Annotated in this window: 10 protein-coding genes; 5 read left to right on the plus strand and 5 right to left on the minus strand. The window is 64.1% G+C overall.

Annotated elements, in window-relative coordinates; translation table 11 throughout:
* The first annotated feature begins 32 nt into the window (after positions 1–32).
* Both SB765_RS21635 and nagZ read left to right on the plus strand, forming a co-directional pair.
* The gene (locus tag SB765_RS21635; RefSeq protein WP_410931876.1) at positions 33–557 is read left to right on the plus strand and encodes a L,D-transpeptidase family protein; all 525 of its coding nucleotides are present in this window, start codon (positions 33–35) and stop codon (positions 555–557) included.
* A gap of 22 nt (positions 558–579) precedes the next feature.
* Positions 580–1578: a beta-N-acetylhexosaminidase gene (gene nagZ, locus SB765_RS21640; RefSeq protein WP_172439606.1), complete on the plus strand. Its 999-nt coding sequence runs from the start codon at positions 580–582 to the stop codon at positions 1576–1578.
* A 64-nt stretch (positions 1579–1642) separates the two neighbouring features.
* Here nagZ and SB765_RS21645 read toward each other — a convergent pair whose 3' ends face one another.
* The 3 genes from SB765_RS21645 to mfd are packed head-to-tail and all read right to left on the minus strand — an operon-like array spanning position 1643 to position 8990.
* Complete coding sequence (locus SB765_RS21645) at positions 1643–4957, minus strand: SNF2-related protein (protein ID WP_410931877.1); 3315 nt, start codon at positions 4955–4957, stop codon at positions 1643–1645.
* A 1-nt stretch (position 4958) separates the two neighbouring features.
* The gene (locus SB765_RS21650) at positions 4959–5531 is read right to left on the minus strand and encodes a CsiV family protein (RefSeq protein ID WP_341798050.1); all 573 of its coding nucleotides are present in this window, start codon (positions 5529–5531) and stop codon (positions 4959–4961) included.
* 9 nt (positions 5532–5540) lie between these two features.
* Positions 5541–8990 carry a transcription-repair coupling factor gene (gene mfd, locus SB765_RS21655; protein ID WP_410931878.1) on the minus strand — a complete coding sequence of 1150 codons (3450 nt, stop codon included), beginning with the start codon at positions 8988–8990 and terminating at the stop codon, positions 5541–5543.
* 167 nt (positions 8991–9157) lie between these two features.
* Here mfd and SB765_RS21660 point away from each other — a divergent pair, with 167 nt between their 5' ends.
* The 3 genes from SB765_RS21660 to sthA all read left to right on the plus strand — a co-directional run bounded on the left by SB765_RS21660 (position 9158) and on the right by sthA (position 13428).
* A complete protein-coding gene (locus SB765_RS21660) occupies positions 9158–10621 on the plus strand; it encodes a glyceraldehyde-3-phosphate dehydrogenase (protein WP_041167813.1) in 1464 nt (487 codons plus the stop codon).
* A gap of 210 nt (positions 10622–10831) precedes the next feature.
* The gene (locus SB765_RS21665) at positions 10832–11830 is read left to right on the plus strand and encodes an FAD:protein FMN transferase (RefSeq protein WP_410931879.1); all 999 of its coding nucleotides are present in this window, start codon (positions 10832–10834) and stop codon (positions 11828–11830) included.
* A gap of 203 nt (positions 11831–12033) precedes the next feature.
* Positions 12034–13428, plus strand: a complete 1395-nt coding sequence (sthA, locus tag SB765_RS21670; protein ID WP_258911806.1) for a Si-specific NAD(P)(+) transhydrogenase — start codon at positions 12034–12036, stop codon at positions 13426–13428.
* Between the two features lie 48 nt (positions 13429–13476).
* Here the strand turns inward: sthA and SB765_RS21675 are convergent, their stop codons facing one another.
* Together SB765_RS21675 and SB765_RS21680 are read right to left on the minus strand one after the other, a co-directional pair.
* The gene (locus SB765_RS21675) at positions 13477–14193 is read right to left on the minus strand and encodes a glycerophosphodiester phosphodiesterase (protein WP_016500730.1); all 717 of its coding nucleotides are present in this window, start codon (positions 14191–14193) and stop codon (positions 13477–13479) included.
* Between the two features lie 31 nt (positions 14194–14224).
* A complete protein-coding gene (locus SB765_RS21680; protein WP_016500729.1) occupies positions 14225–14701 on the minus strand; it encodes a PilZ domain-containing protein in 477 nt (158 codons plus the stop codon).
* Between the last annotated feature and the right edge of the window lie 145 nt (positions 14702–14846).

Below are 14846 nucleotides of genomic sequence, written 5' to 3' on the forward strand. Positions count from 1 at the left end.
CGGGGCAGGGCGCTTCGGCTAAGCTAGCGCCCATGCCCGATCTCGACCTGCTGCACATTTCCCTCGCCGACCAATGCCTGTATGGCTTTGGCCGTGACCAGCTGCGCGTGCGCCTGCCGGTTTCCACGGCGCGCAACGGTGCCGGTGAGCGCAATGGCTCGGGCTGCACGCCGCGTGGCTTGCACCAGGTGCGGGCGAAGATCGGCGCGGGCCTGCCGCTTAATGCGGTGCTGGTCGGGCGGCGCTGGACGGGTGAGGTGTGGTCGCCGGCGTTGCACGCGCAATACCCCGGCCGCGACTGGATCCTGACTCGCATCCTCTGGCTAAGCGGCTGCGAACCTGGCGTCAATCGCCTGGGCGCGGTCGACACCTTCCGCCGCTTTATCTACCTGCACGGCACCCCGGATACGGAACCCATGGGCGTAGCGCTGTCCCATGGCTGCATACGCCTGCGCAACACTGACTTGCTTGGCCTGTTCGACCGTATCGGGGGGCATTGCCCGGTGCAGGTCGCAGAGGCCGCATGCCCTGATTGGGCTTCTCTCGTTCTGCAATGAAGGATTACCTATGACCGTCAGCCTGCAAGGCTCCCTGATGGTGGATATCGCCGGTAAATGGCTGACCGCCGAAGACCGTCACTTGCTGCGCCAACCCGAAGTGGCCGGCCTGATCATCTTTGCCCGCAACATCGACAGCCCACGTCAGGTGCGTGAGCTGTGCGCGTCGATCCGTGCCATCCGCCCCGACCTGATTCTGGCGGTGGACCAGGAAGGTGGTCGCGTGCAGCGCCTGCGTCAGGGTTTCGTGCGCCTGCCGGCCATGCGTGCGCTGGCCGATAATGACAACGCCGAATATCTGGCGGAGCAGTGCGGTTGGCTGATGGCGACCGAGGTGCTGGCGGTTGGCCTGGACCTCAGCTTTGCCCCGGTGCTCGACCTGGACCACCAGCGTAGCGCCGTGGTCGGCAGCCGTGCCTTCGAGGGTGACCCGCTGCGTGCCACGCAACTGGCCGGGGCGTTCATTCGCGGTATGAATGCGGCGGGCATGGCTGCCTGTGGCAAACACTTCCCGGGGCATGGCTGGGCCGAGGCGGACTCGCATGTGGCCATTCCCACCGATGAGCGCAGCCTTGAACAATTGCGCCAGGTCGACCTGGTGCCATTCTCGCGCCTGAGCGGGCAATTGGCGGCGGTGATGCCGGCGCATGTCATCTACCCGCAGGTCGACAACCAGCCAGCCGGTTTCTCCCGGCGTTGGCTGCAGGACATCCTGCGCGGCGAGCTGGGCTTTGACGGGGTGATCTTCAGTGATGATCTGTCGATGGCCGGTGCGCATGTGGTGGGTGATGCGGCCAGCCGTATCGAGGCGGCGTTGAGCGCCGGCTGTGACATGGGCCTGGTGTGCAATGACCGGGCGGCAGCAGAGCTGGCACTGAGTGCTGCGCAGCGCATGAAGGTCAAGCCATCGCCGCGGATTGCGCGGATGCGCGGGCAAGGGTTTGCGCGGACCGACTATCGCCAACAGCCGCGCTGGCTGGAGGCGTTGGGGGCGTTGAAGGAAGCTCAGCTGGTCGATTGACTGCGCAGGCCTCTTCGCGGGTTTACCCGCGAAGAGGCCAGTACAGGCAGTACAACATGCTGAATTACCGCCCGCGCTTGCCTGGCAAGGGCGCAAACAGTGCCTCGATTTCTTCATCGCCCATGCGCCATTGCCCAGCCTGCCCGCCATCCAGCAAGCTGGCTGCCAGCGCCGCTTTTTCCTGCTGCAGCAACTGGATCTTCTCTTCAACCGTACCCCGGGTAATGAGCTTGAATACGAACACCGGCTTGTCCTGGCCAATGCGGTAGGCGCGGTCGGTGGCCTGGTTTTCGCTGGCCGGGTTCCACCAGGGGTCGAAGTGGATCACCGTGTCCGCGGCCGTCAGGTTCAAGCCCACGCCACCGGCCTTGAGGCTGATCAGGAACACTTCGCTATCACCCTGCTGGAACTGCTGCACAGGCGTGCGACGGTCCCGGGTATCGCCGGTCAGCAGGCTGTAGCGGATACTGCGCTTTTCCAGCTCCTGCTGGATCAGCGCCAGCATCGAGGTGAACTGCGAGAACAGCAGCACCCGGCGCCCTTCGCTTAACAGCTCTTCGAGCATTTCCAGCAGTGCGCCCAGCTTGCCCTTGTCGGCCTGGTTGCCTTTGCTTTCCACGCCCTTGACCAGCCGCAGGTCGCAGCACACCTGGCGCAGTTTGAGCAGCGCGTCGAGGATGACGATCTGGCTGCGTGCCGCGCCATTGCGGGCGATTTCGTCGCGGACTTTCTTGTCCATGGCCACCCGCACCGCCTCGTAGGTATCGCGCTGGGCGTCGCTGAGCTCGACCCAGTGCACCATCTCGGTCTTGGCCGGCAACTCGGTGGCCACCTGCTCCTTGGTGCGGCGCAGCAGGAACGGGCGGATGCGCGTGACCAGATGGCCCAGCCGCTCAGCGTCGCCATGGCGTTCGATCGGGGTGCGGTAGTCCTGGTTGAAGCGTTTGACATCGCCCAGCCAGCCGGGCATCAGGAAGTGGAAGATCGACCACAGCTCGCCCAGGTTGTTTTCCATCGGCGTGCCGGTCAGGCACAGGCGCTGGCCGGCCTGTAGCTCGCAGACGGCGAGGGCGGCCTTGCTGGTGCTGCTCTTGATGTTCTGCGCCTCGTCCAGCACCAGCATGTGCCAGTTTTGGGCGCGCAGGTGTTCGAGGTCGCGTGGGATCAGGGCGTAAGTGGTCAGGACCAGGTCGTATTCGTGCAGTCGGGTGAAATGCTTGTTGCGCCCCGGGCCATGCAGTGCCAGCACGCGCAGGTCGGGGGCGAAACGCTGGGCTTCGTCCAGCCAGTTGGGTATCAGGCTGGTGGGCATGACCGCCAGGGCCGGTGTGCCCAGGCGCCCGGACTCTTTCTCCAGCAGCAGGTGCGCCAGGGCCTGCAGGGTCTTGCCCAGGCCCATGTCGTCACCGAGGATGCCGCCGGTGCCCATATCGCGCAGTGCCTGTAGCCAGTTCAGGCCCTGCTGCTGATAAGGGCGCAAGCTGGCCTGCAGCCCGGCGGGTGGTTCCACTTGCAGGTCGCGGGCATCGCGCAGGCGGCGGCCCAGATCGCGAACGTGCTCGCCACCCTCCCAGAGCAAGGGCAACCCTTCGATTTCGTTGAGGCGCGCGGCGTCGGCGCGTTCCATGCGTAGCGCCGGGCCCGCTGTGTCTTCGTGCAGGTACAGCTTGCCCAGGGTGCCCATCACGGCCTTGATGCGGCCGTAGGGCAGGGCGACGCGCAACGCCGGGGCATCCAGGCGGCCGCGGTTGAGGTCGATCAGCAGGTGTTCATCGTCACTGCGCCGGGCCAGTTCGTTGGGGCGCAGCAGCTCCGGGCTGCTGCGCAGCAGTTGCAGCACGATTGGCAGCAAGCTGTGACGCTGACCGTCGACCACGATGCCCAGCTCCAGGTCGAACCATTCATGGCCGGGCGCTTCGTCGATGGTGGCGTACCAGTTGTCCACCTCCTGCAGGTTGAAGGCGAAGTCACGGTGGACGTCTATGTTCCAGCCGGCTTGGCGCAGGCGTGGCAGGCCCTCACGGGCGAAGCGCAGCCAGGCTTCGTCGTCGGGCAGTTGGAACATTTCGCCGGCACTGTCGGGCAGGGCCTTGCTCTGGCGAGTGGCGGGTTTGAAGCCCAGGTCACGTAACGCCTTGCGCAAGGCCTGCTCGGCTTGCGGCTGTCGGCGAATTCGCTGGCTGGTATTGCCGACCAGGCGGGTCAACGGCTTTTCGTCATTGCCGCTGGCGCGCAGGTCGTCGTAGTCGAATGCCAGTGCGGCACGGTGTTGCATTTGCCGCTGCATACGCCCGGTCTTGGGCATATAGGCGCTGAATTCGAGGCTGCCCAACGTCAATCGCCCTCTTGGCGTGATGTCTTCGATGTGCTCGGTGCTCACGGCAGTGGGGGTGGGGACGTGACGGTTCAAGGCGTTCAATCGATGACTCAAGGGGATGACCAGATGCTCGGGCACGATGGGCGCGCGTGCAAGCTGGCTGGCAATGAAGGGGTCGAGGTCGTGGCGCAGCATGCCGGTCAGATGCTGCTGCCGGTCAACATAGTGCATGGGCTCGATGGGCACCGCCTGCAACTGCTCGTGACCATTGTGGTACCAGGCGCCACGGTAGCTGCCATTGTCCAGCCTGACCCAGCGGAACTCGGCGTGTAGCTCCGGCCCCGGGGCCAGTGGCGCCAAGTCGTCTTCAAACAGAAGGCGGCCCGTGGCCAGGGCATAGCTGTAGAGCTCACCGCCCGGTTTGCCCTCCAGTTGCACCGTGGACGCCATCGTTTCGCGGCGGGAATCGATCAGGCGCAACAGCCGCGCATCGTCTTCTGTGACGTAGCGAGGCGTGTAGTAGAGCATTTCGGGCATCGATGTGATGCGGCCGATCTTCAGGGTGTCGTCTGCCTGGCGGGTACCTTTGATTGGCTCAAGCCGCCAGAGCCCGTGATCCACCTGGATTCGGTAATAGATTGCCGGGCCTTTGCGCGCTGGCCCTTGAGGCGTTGGTTGCGAGGGGGACTCAAGGGCTTCCACCCATAGGTTGAGGTCCGGTGGCAGCGACAGGGCGGATTGTTCATGGGGGGCTGTGGCGTCGGGGCTGTCCTGCAATTGCAGCAGCGCCGCAACGCAGTGTTTGCAGTTGAGCCCGACTGGGCAGCTGCATTTCCCAAATACCCGCAGGTCCCCATAGTTGACGACCAGGCGGATTATCTGCTGGTAGGTCTCGCCTGCCGAACCCTGGCAGATGGCCTCGATCGTTGCGTCATCCTGCGACAGGATGCGTGCCCGCGCTTGCGCAGCATAGCTGCGGCCTCGTGCCAGCGTGCCGGCCTCGATGAAGTCGACCCAGCCCGGATAGGCCCTTAGCAGCTGCTGCGCATCGCCATCGCTCACATCACTGCTCCATCATCTCCGGGTCCATCACCGGCATTTTCGGCGTGCCCGGTGGCGTGACCTTCAGCAGCACCGCCAGGTGCCCGCCGTCGAGGAAGGTCAGCTGGCCGCCCTTGACGTTGCTGTTGCTCTGCTTGAACTGCTCGCTTTGCAGGACGCTGCCGTTGCCGTCCAGCTGGTTGACCCAGAAGTTGGCCTCGACCGAGATAAAGCGGCCTTCAGCGATGCTCAGGTTGCCTTCGATGGGGAAGTGGCCGAACTGTTCGGTGCCTTCGCCCAGGGCGATGCGGCCAGGCTCGCTGCCGACCTGCTGCTGCCAGGCCTTGTGCATCAATACGGTGTAGTCGGCAGTGGCTTCCAGGCGGGTGGCTTCGTCTTCCAGCGCCAGGCGGCGCTCGGCGTCCTTCGCCAGGCGCGGGGCGCCGGCGCTCCAGTCTTCAGGGGCAAACGGGCTGGTGAAGGCAGGCACGCTGTTCTGCCGCACCAGAATCATTTCTACCTGATACAGGCCTTCGGCGAAGGCGGCTGGCGCGAACAGCGCCAGCAGCAGGGTCAGGCAACGGATGGCACGCATGGATCTTCCTTAGGCAGGCTGTGGTGTCAGGCGCTCGAACAGCGCCTCCAGGGTATTGAAGCGTTCGTCGGGGCGTTCCATCGGGACCAGGAAGCGGAACTGGGTGGCGCCTTCGAACTTGTAGCGTTTGGGCTGGCCCTGGATCAGCTTGATCAGGGTCAGCGGGTCGACCGGGGTTTCGGCTTCGAACTCGAGCTTGCCGCCATTGGGGCCGGCATCGACTTTCTTGATGCCTAGCTTTTCTGCGTGCAGCTTGAGCGAGGTCAGGCGCATCAGGTTCTTGGTCGGCTCTGGCAGCAGGCCGAAGCGGTCGATCATTTCCACCTGCAGGTCCTTGAGGCCTTCTTCGTCGGCGGCCGAGGCAATGCGCTTGTACAGGATCAGCCGCGCATGCACGTCGGGCAGGTAGCTCTCGGGGATCAGCGCCGGCAGGCGCAGGTTGATCTCCGGGCCGCCGCCCAGCGGCTGCTCCAGATTTGGCTGGGTACCCTTGCGGATCGCCTTGACCGCGCGCTCGAGCATTTCCATGTACAGGGTGAAGCCCACCGCCTGGATCTGCCCGCTCTGGCCTTCGCCCAGCAGCTCGCCCGCACCGCGGATTTCCAGGTCGTTGGTGGCCAGCACGAAGCCGGCGCCCAGGTCTTGGGTGTTGGCGATGGCCTCCAGGCGTTTTTCGGCGTCGGCGCTGACTTTTTGCCGGGTAGGCGTCAGCAGGTAGGCGTAGGCCTGGTGGTGGCTGCGGCCGACCCGGCCACGCAGCTGGTGCAGCTGCGCCAGGCCAAATTTGTCGGCGCGCTCGATGACGATGGTGTTGGCGCTGGGCACGTCGATGCCGGTTTCGATGATGGTCGACGCCACCAGCACGTTGAAGCGCTTGTGGTAGAAATCGCTCATCACCTGTTCCAGCTCGCGCTCGCGCATTTGCCCGTGGCCGATGCCGATACGTGCCTCGGGCACCAGTTCGGCAAGGTCGGCGGCGCATTTTTCGATGGTTTTCACATCGTTGTGCAGGTAGTACACCTGGCCACCGCGCAGCAGCTCACGCAGCAGCGCCTCCTTCACGGTGCTGTTGTTGTGCTCCATGACGAAGGTGCGCACCGACAAGCGGCGCGCCGGCGGCGTGGCGATGATCGACAGGTCGCGCATGCCGGCCACTGCCATGTTCAGCGTGCGAGGGATCGGCGTGGCGGTCAGGGTGAGGATGTCGACCTCGCTGCGCAGGGCCTTCAGCTGCTCCTTCTGGCGCACGCCAAAGCGGTGCTCTTCGTCGATGATGGCCAGGCCCAGGTCCTTGAAGCGCACATCGTCCTGCAGCAGCTTGTGGGTGCCGATGAGGATGTCGATCTTGCCTTCGGCCAGGTCGGCGGCGGCGGCGGCCACCTCTTTGGCCGACTTGAAGCGGCTCATCACTTCCACGGTCACCGGCCAGTCGGCAAAACGGTCGCGGAAGCTGTTGTAGTGTTGCTGGGCGAGCAGGGTAGTGGGCACCAGCACCGCTACCTGGCGGCCACTGTGCACGGCGATGAACGCGGCGCGCATGGCCACTTCGGTCTTGCCGAAGCCGACGTCGCCGCACACCAGGCGGTCCATCGGCTTGGGCGCCAGCATGTCGGCCCGCACGGCCTCGATGGCGGTTTGCTGGTCCGGGGTTTCTTCGAACGGGAAGCCGGCGCTGAAGGTGGCGTAGTCGGCGGACGGGTCGGCAAATGCATAACCCTTGCGTGCGGCACGGCGGGCATAGATGTCGAGCAGTTCGGCAGCCACGTCGCGCACCTGTTCGGCGGCCTTGCGTTTGGCCTTCTGCCAGGCTTCCGAGCCCAGCCGGTGCAACGGTGCCAGGGCATCGTCGCTGCCGGTGTAGCGGGCGATCAGGTGCAGGTTGGCCACCGGCACGTACAGCTTGGCGTTCTCGGCGTATTCCAGGGTGAGGAACTCGGCAGCCTGGCCGTCGATCTCCAGGGTGGCCAGGCCCAGGTAGCGGCCCACGCCATGGTCGATGTGCACCACCGGCGCACCTTCGCGCAGCTCGGTGAGGTTCTTGATGACCGCGTCGTTGGCGGTTTCGCCGCGCTTGTCGCGGCGGCGGCGCTGCATCACCCGCTGGCCGAACAGTGGGCTTTCGGCAATCAGGGCCAGCCCTGGATCGTCCAGCAGCAGGCCGTCGTCCAGCGGGGCGATGGTGATCGCCAGGCGCTCGGCACCGGTAATGAAGTCGTCCCAGCCTTCGACGGTATGCGGGCGCAGCTTCAGTCGTTCGAGCAGCTCCAGCAGCACTTCCCGGCGGCCCGCTGATTCGGCGGTGAACAGCACGCGGCCGGGGAACTGATTGAGGAAGTTGGCCAGTTCGGCCAGCGGCTGGTTGGCCTTGGCCTCGATAGCCAGGTTGGGCAGGGCGCGGGCCGGGAAGCGCTCACGGCCTGCGCCCGGCTCGATGTCTTCGCTGCTGACCACCACCCGCGGCCATTGCTTGAGCCGGGCGAAGCAGTCTTCCACCGGCATGAACAGCTCGGCGGGCGGCAGCAGCGGGCGGCTGAGGTCGCCGCGGCGGTCTTCATAACGCCCGCGCACGTCGTTCCAGAAGTGTTCAGCGGCCTGTTCCACACCGGGCAGCGAAAACACCTGGGTGTCGGCTGGCAGGTAGTCGAACAGGGTGGAGGTTTCTTCGAAGAACAGCGGCAGGTAGTACTCGATGCCGGCAGGGATGATACCGCTGGCCAGGTCCTGGAAGATTGCGCTGCGGCGGAAGTCGACGTCGAAGCGTTCACGGAAGCGTGCCTTGAAGCGGGTCACTTCCTCTTTCTGCATGGGAAATTCGCGTGCCGGCAGCAGGCGCACCGAATCCACCTTGTCGATCGAGCGCTGGGTCTCGGGGTCGAAGGTGCGCAGTGTCTCGATCTCGTCGTCGAACAGGTCGATGCGGTAGGGCAGCTTGCTGCCCATCGGGAACAGGTCGATTAGCGCGCCGCGCACGGCGAACTCGCCATGTTCATAGACGGTGTCGACGCAACGATAGCCACTGGCCTCCAGGCGCGTGCGCATCTGCTCCACGTCGATGGTCTGGCCCACGTCCAGCACCAGGCTGCTGCCCAGCAGGAAGCGCGTGGGCGCCAGGCGGTGCAGGGCGGTGGTGACCGGCACCACCAGGATGCCGTGGCTCAGCTCCGGCAGGCGGTACAGGCTGGCGATGCGCTGGGAAATGATGTCCTGGTGTGGCGAGAACAGGTCGTAGGGCAGGGTTTCCCAGTCGGGGAACGGCAGCACTGGCAGGTCGGGGGCGAAGAAGCGCAGCTCCTGCTCCAGACGGTCGGCGGCCTGGCTGTCGGCGGTCAGCAGCAGGGTGAAGCGGCCAGCGTTGCTGGCAGCCTCGGCGATGGCAAGGCTGAGGGCGGCACCGGGCAGGTTACCCCAGGTTTGTTTGCCGGCCGTGGCCGACATGTGCGGTAGGCGCAGAACTGACACGGGAGATTGCACTCCAAGCGTTGCGGCAAAGACACCGATTGTACCGGTGAGCGTGCCGGCTGTCAGGCTCGAAAGGGCGTGAACGCTGGCTTGCATCACTACGACAGGCGCTCATTGCCGGTTCCGCGTCGGGGCGTCATAATGTAGCCCCTTTTTTCTGTCCCTACATGTGGAAGGTTCCCGTGACTCAGAAGCCCGACCAGTGTCTTGGTGAGTGGATTGATCGTGAAGCTCTGGCTGAAGCGATGATCCCGCTTATCGGTCAGCTCTACCGCAACAATAACGTGGTGAGCTCGATTTATGGCCGTAGCCTGATCAACCGTTCGGTTATCTCGATCCTCAAGGCGCACCGCTTTGCGCGTCATCGTCAAACCGACGAAACCGAACTGTCCGTCCACGAGACATTCCCCCTGCTCAAGGCCATGAGCGAGCTGAAACTGGGCGCCGCTTCGGTCGACCTGGGCAAGCTGGCCAACAAGTTCAAGCAGGAAGGCAATGGCCGCACTGCCGAGCAGTTCGTCCGTGAAGAGCTGGCCGACGTGGTTGGCCAGCAGAACGCTTCGGCGCGCAAAGGCACCGACGTTGTCCTGTACGGCTTCGGCCGCATTGGCCGCCTGCTGGCGCGCATCCTGATCGAGAAGACCGGTGGCGGCGACGGCCTGCGCCTGCGTGCCATCGTCGTGCGCAAAGGCGCCGAGAACGACCTGGTCAAGCGTGCCAGCCTGCTGCGTCGTGACTCGGTGCACGGCCCGTTCGATGGCACCATCACCATCGACGAAGCCAACAACACCATCACCGCCAACGGCAACCTGATCCAGGTTATCTACGCCAAGAGCCCGAGCGAAGTCGACTACACCCAGTACGGCATCGACAACGCGCTGATCGTCGACAACACCGGCGTATGGCGTGATGCCGACGGCCTGGGCCAGCACCTGGCCTGCCCGGGCGCTGCCCGCGTGATCCTCACCGCACCTGGCAAGGGCGCGCTGAAGAACATCGTGCACGGCATCAACCACGGTGACATCGCTGCTGATGACAAGATCATCTCGGCGGCCTCCTGCACCACCAACGCCATCGTGCCGGTGCTGAAGGCGGTGAACGACAAGTACGGCATCATCAACGGCCACGTCGAAACCGTTCACTCGTTCACCAACGACCAGAACCTGATCGACAACTTCCACAAGGGCAGCCGCCGTGGTCGTGCCGCGCCGCTGAACATGGTCATCACCGAAACCGGCGCCGCCACTGCTGCTGCCAAGGCGCTGCCAGTGCTGAAGGGCAAGCTGACCGGCAACGCCATTCGTGTGCCGACGCCAAACGTTTCGATGGCCATCCTGAACCTGAACCTGGAAAAGGCCACCAACCGCGACGAGATCAACGAGTACCTGCGCCAGACGGCCATGCACTCGGAACTGCACAAGCAGATCGACTACGTCAGCTCGCAGGAAGTGGTTTCGACCGACTTCGTTGGCTCGCGCCACGCCGGTGTGGTTGATGCTGAAGCCACCATCGCCAATGACAACCGCGTTGTCCTGTACGTCTGGTACGACAACGAATTCGGTTACAGCTGCCAGGTGGTTCGCGTGATGGAAGACATGGCCGGTGTGAACCCGCCAGCGTTTCCGCGCTGATTTGCTTGTAAGGCAATGAAAAAACGGGAACCTTCGGGTTCCCGTTTTTTTTGCCTGATGAACTGATCGGGCATCTACTGTGTCTGTACTGACCTCATCGCCGGCAAGCCAGCTCCTACAGGTACAGCAAAGTCGTCAGACTCGGCTCAGTACTTGCGGGAGCTGGCTTGCCGGCGATGAGGCCAGTGCAGGCAACCGAGAGCCCGAACCTTGCGCATAGCCTTACTGTTCATCCTCCTGCTGCTCACCGCCTGCAACCAGGGCCCCACCCTGGAGCGCCTGGGCGGCCCGAGCATGGGTAGCAGCTACAGCATCCAATACGTCCGCGAGCCCGGTGGCCCGGGGCCGGCCCAGGTACAGGCGGCGGTCGAAACCATCCTTGGCGACATCGACCGGCACTATTCGACCTACCGCAGCGACTCCACCGTCAGCCGTTTCAACCAGCTGCCCGCCAACCAGTGCCTGACCCTGCCGCCCGACATGCTCGAGCTGGTTGCCCTCGGCCAGCACCTGGCCGAGCAAAGTGATGGCGCCTTTGACCTCACCGTCGAGCCCTTGCTCGACCTCTGGGGCTTCGGCCCTCAGGCCCGCCACGAGCAGGTGCCGGACCCGCAAGCACTGGCCCAGGTTCGTCAGCGTGTGGGCCATCGGCACTTGCATATCGAAGGCCAGACCCTATGCAAGGACGCCCCGGTGCAGCTCGACTTCAACAGCATCGCCGCCGGCCATGCCGTGGACTTGATCGCCGCGCGCCTGCTTGCCATGGGTGTCGCCAGCTTTGTCGCCGAGGCCACTGGCGAGCTCAAGGCGGTTGGCCGCAAACCCGACGGCACCCCCTGGCGCATCGCCCTGGAATTGCCCCGCGAAGACCGTCAGATCGCCCGGCAGATCATCGCGGTCAATGGCCTTTCGGTCTCAACCTCGGGTGACTATCGGCACTATTTCGAGGAGAATGGCCGGCGCTATTCGCACACCTTCGATGCCCGCCTCGGGCGCCCTGTGCAGCACGACCTGGCCGCAGCCACCGTGCTGGATGTCTCGGCGTTGCAGGCCGACGGCTACTCGACACTGCTGCTGATACTTGGCCCTGAGCGTGGCTGGGATTATGCCGTGGCGCATGGCCTGGCCGCAGTATTGGTGACTCGGGCCGAGGGTGGCTTCGTCTCTCGAGCTACGCCCGCATTCGAACGGGCAGTGAAAGGCGATTGAAAGCGCAGGCAGGGATGATTGCCGCCAGGGAATGGGTGAACCATATGTAGTGCGGGCAAAATTGGCCTACGACGCGACCAAGGGTTAATGTGCGCGGCGTTCACGCTTGATTAGACTGCACCCGAATTTTCTCATGACGCCCCGGCGGCATGATCGCGCCCCGCGAGCGACCGTGGCTTGCGGGCAGTTCTGAAGGAGTACGCATGGCTGTCTACAACTACGACGTAGTGGTGCTGGGTTCTGGCCCGGCCGGTGAAGGCGCGGCAATGAACGCCGCCAAAGCAGGGCGCAAGGTAGCGATGGTCGATGACCGTCGCCAAGTCGGTGGCAACTGCACGCACCTGGGTACCATCCCGTCCAAGGCACTGCGTCACTCGGTGCGGCAGATCATGCAGTTCAACACCAACCCGATGTTCCGGGCCATCGGTGAGCCGCGCTGGTTCTCGTTCCCGGACGTGCTGAAAAGCGCCGAGAAGGTGATTTCCAAGCAAGTGGCATCGCGCACCGGCTACTACGCCCGCAACCGTGTCGATGTGTTCTTCGGCACCGGCAGCTTCGCCGACGAGCAAACCGTTGAAGTGGTGTGCCCGAACGGTGTGGTGGAAAAGCTCAACGCCAAGCACATCATCATTGCCACCGGCTCGCGCCCGTACCGCCCGGCCGACATCGACTTCCACCACCCGCGCGTCTACGACAGCGACACCATCCTCAGCCTTAGCCACACCCCGCGCAAGCTGATCGTGTACGGCGCCGGCGTGATTGGTTGCGAATACGCCTCGATCTTCAGCGGCCTGGGCGTGCTGGTCGAGCTGGTGGACAACCGTGGCCAGTTGTTGAGCTTCCTGGATTCGGAAATTTCCCAGGCACTGAGCTACCACTTCAGCAACAACAACATCACTGTGCGCCACAACGAAGAGTATGAGCGCGTCGAAGGCCTGGACAACGGGGTGATCCTGCACCTGAAATCGGGCAAGAAGATCAAGGCCGACGCCTTGCTGTGGTGCAACGGCCGTACCGGCAACACCGACAAGCTGGGCCTGGAAAACATCGGCATCAAGGTCAACAGCCGTGGCCAGATCGAGGTCGACCAGGCTTACCGCACCACCGTGCCGAACATCTACGGTGCCGGTGACGTGATCGGCTGGCCGAGCCTGGCCAGTGCCGCCCATGACCAGGGGCGTTCTGCGGCTGGCAGCATCGTCGACAATGGCAGCTGGCGCTTCGTCAATGACGTACCGACTGGTATCTACACCATTCCGGAAATCAGCTCGATCGGCAAGAACGAGCAGGAGCTGACCCAGGCCAAGGTGCCGTACGAAGTGGGCAAGGCCTTCTTCAAGAGCATGGCGCGTGCGCAGATCGCCGGCGAGCCGCAGGGCATGCTGAAGATCCTGTTCCACCGTGAAACCCTGGAAATCCTCGGCGTACACTGCTTCGGCTACCAAGCTTCGGAAATCGTCCACATTGGCCAGGCGATCATGAATCAGCCGGGTGAGCTGAACAACCTGAAGTACTTCGTCAACACCACGTTCAACTACCCGACCATGGCCGAAGCTTACCGGGTAGCTGCCTACGACGGCCTGAACCGGCTTTTTTGAGCGGCTCCGACCGGTGGCCTGAGCCGGTCGGAGAGACCGATTTCAACCCTACCCGAGGGTGGTCTTGGCCAAACCGGGAAAGTCTGTAATCAGGCTGTCCACGCCAAAGTCAGCGAGCCGGCGCATAAGCGCCGGTTCGTTGACCGTCCACACCGACACGTGCAAACCCTGGCCCTGTGCTTTCAGCAGGCGCTCGGGGGTGCACAGTGTCCAGTTCAATGCCAGCAGCTCGCAACCGTAGTTCTGTGCCACCTTCAGCGGGTCGAGCCAGGCGTACTCGGCGACCAGCCCGCGTTTCACGTCCGGCACCAGCTCCACGGCCGCGCCCAGCACTTCGCGTGAGCTGGAGGTGATGGTGACCTTGTCCAGCAGGCCGTATTGCTGGGCCAGTTCGCGAATCGCCAGCACGGTAGTTGCGGCGCGGGTGCGCGAAGCGCTTTTCACTTCCAGCTGCCAGTGCTCGAACGGGCATTTCTCGAACAGCTCTTCCAGTTTCGGGATAGGGCAGGGCTGCACGTGGCCCGGGCCGCCGTTGCGCGCATCGATCTTCACCAGGTCGGCGGCAGGGTGATCGACCACCTTGCCCCGTCGGCCGGTGGTGCGCTTGAGGGTTGGGTCGTGGATCACCATCAGCTCGTTGTCGGCCGACAGGTGCAGGTCCAGTTCGCAGCGGGTGACGCCGTGGGACAGGCACTGGCGAAAGCTGTGCAGGGTGTTCTCGGGCGCTTCGCCCTTGGCGCCGCGATGGCCGTAGATCAGGGTCACGTTCGTTCCTTCAAATCAGAGAAAAACAGGGTCATGAGGCGGGATCGTTCTGTTCCAGCTGCTGGCGCCGTTGTTGTTGCTGGCGCTGCAGGATGTAGCGAGCCAGCAGTTGGCGCTGGGCGTCGGTCATGTCGATGAATTCGGTGCCGACCTCGAAGCCGCCCTCGGGGCAAGGGTCGCAATGGGTGACCTTGCCGCGCAGCAGCAAGCCATGGGCGCGCGGCATCAGCACCATCTTCACTTTTACCCGGGTGCCCGGGGCAATGTGCGTCGCCTGCGCGAATTCGATACCGCCTTCGGAAAGGACTACCGGCAGAGGCTGGCCTACTTCGCCGAGCAGGGTCTGGGCAACGACTGCGCTGAGCAGGTCGAGGCGTTTGTTCTGTGCCCGCAGGAAGGCCGCGAGGGTGCGGTCCTTGTCGCTTAGCTGACGCAGCAGGTGCTGCGACTCGAAGTCGGACAGGTGCAGCTCGCTGAGCAGGTTGAACAGCGGAGAATCATCTTGCAATACATCTGGCTCAAGGGCTTCGGCCGCGCTGAGGGGGCTGATTTGAAGTGCGATCCGATCTTCGATGCGGTAGTATTCGCGGCGATCTTCTTCGTCTAATGTCGTCATGGCGAACCCAAGGTAGCGGCGGTGGTCCGAGTGTAAA

Origin of the sequence: Pseudomonas sp. SIMBA_067 (genome assembly GCF_046534675.1) — a bacterium.
In the GTDB taxonomy this organism is placed as follows: Bacteria; Pseudomonadota; Gammaproteobacteria; order Pseudomonadales; family Pseudomonadaceae; genus Aquipseudomonas; species Aquipseudomonas putida.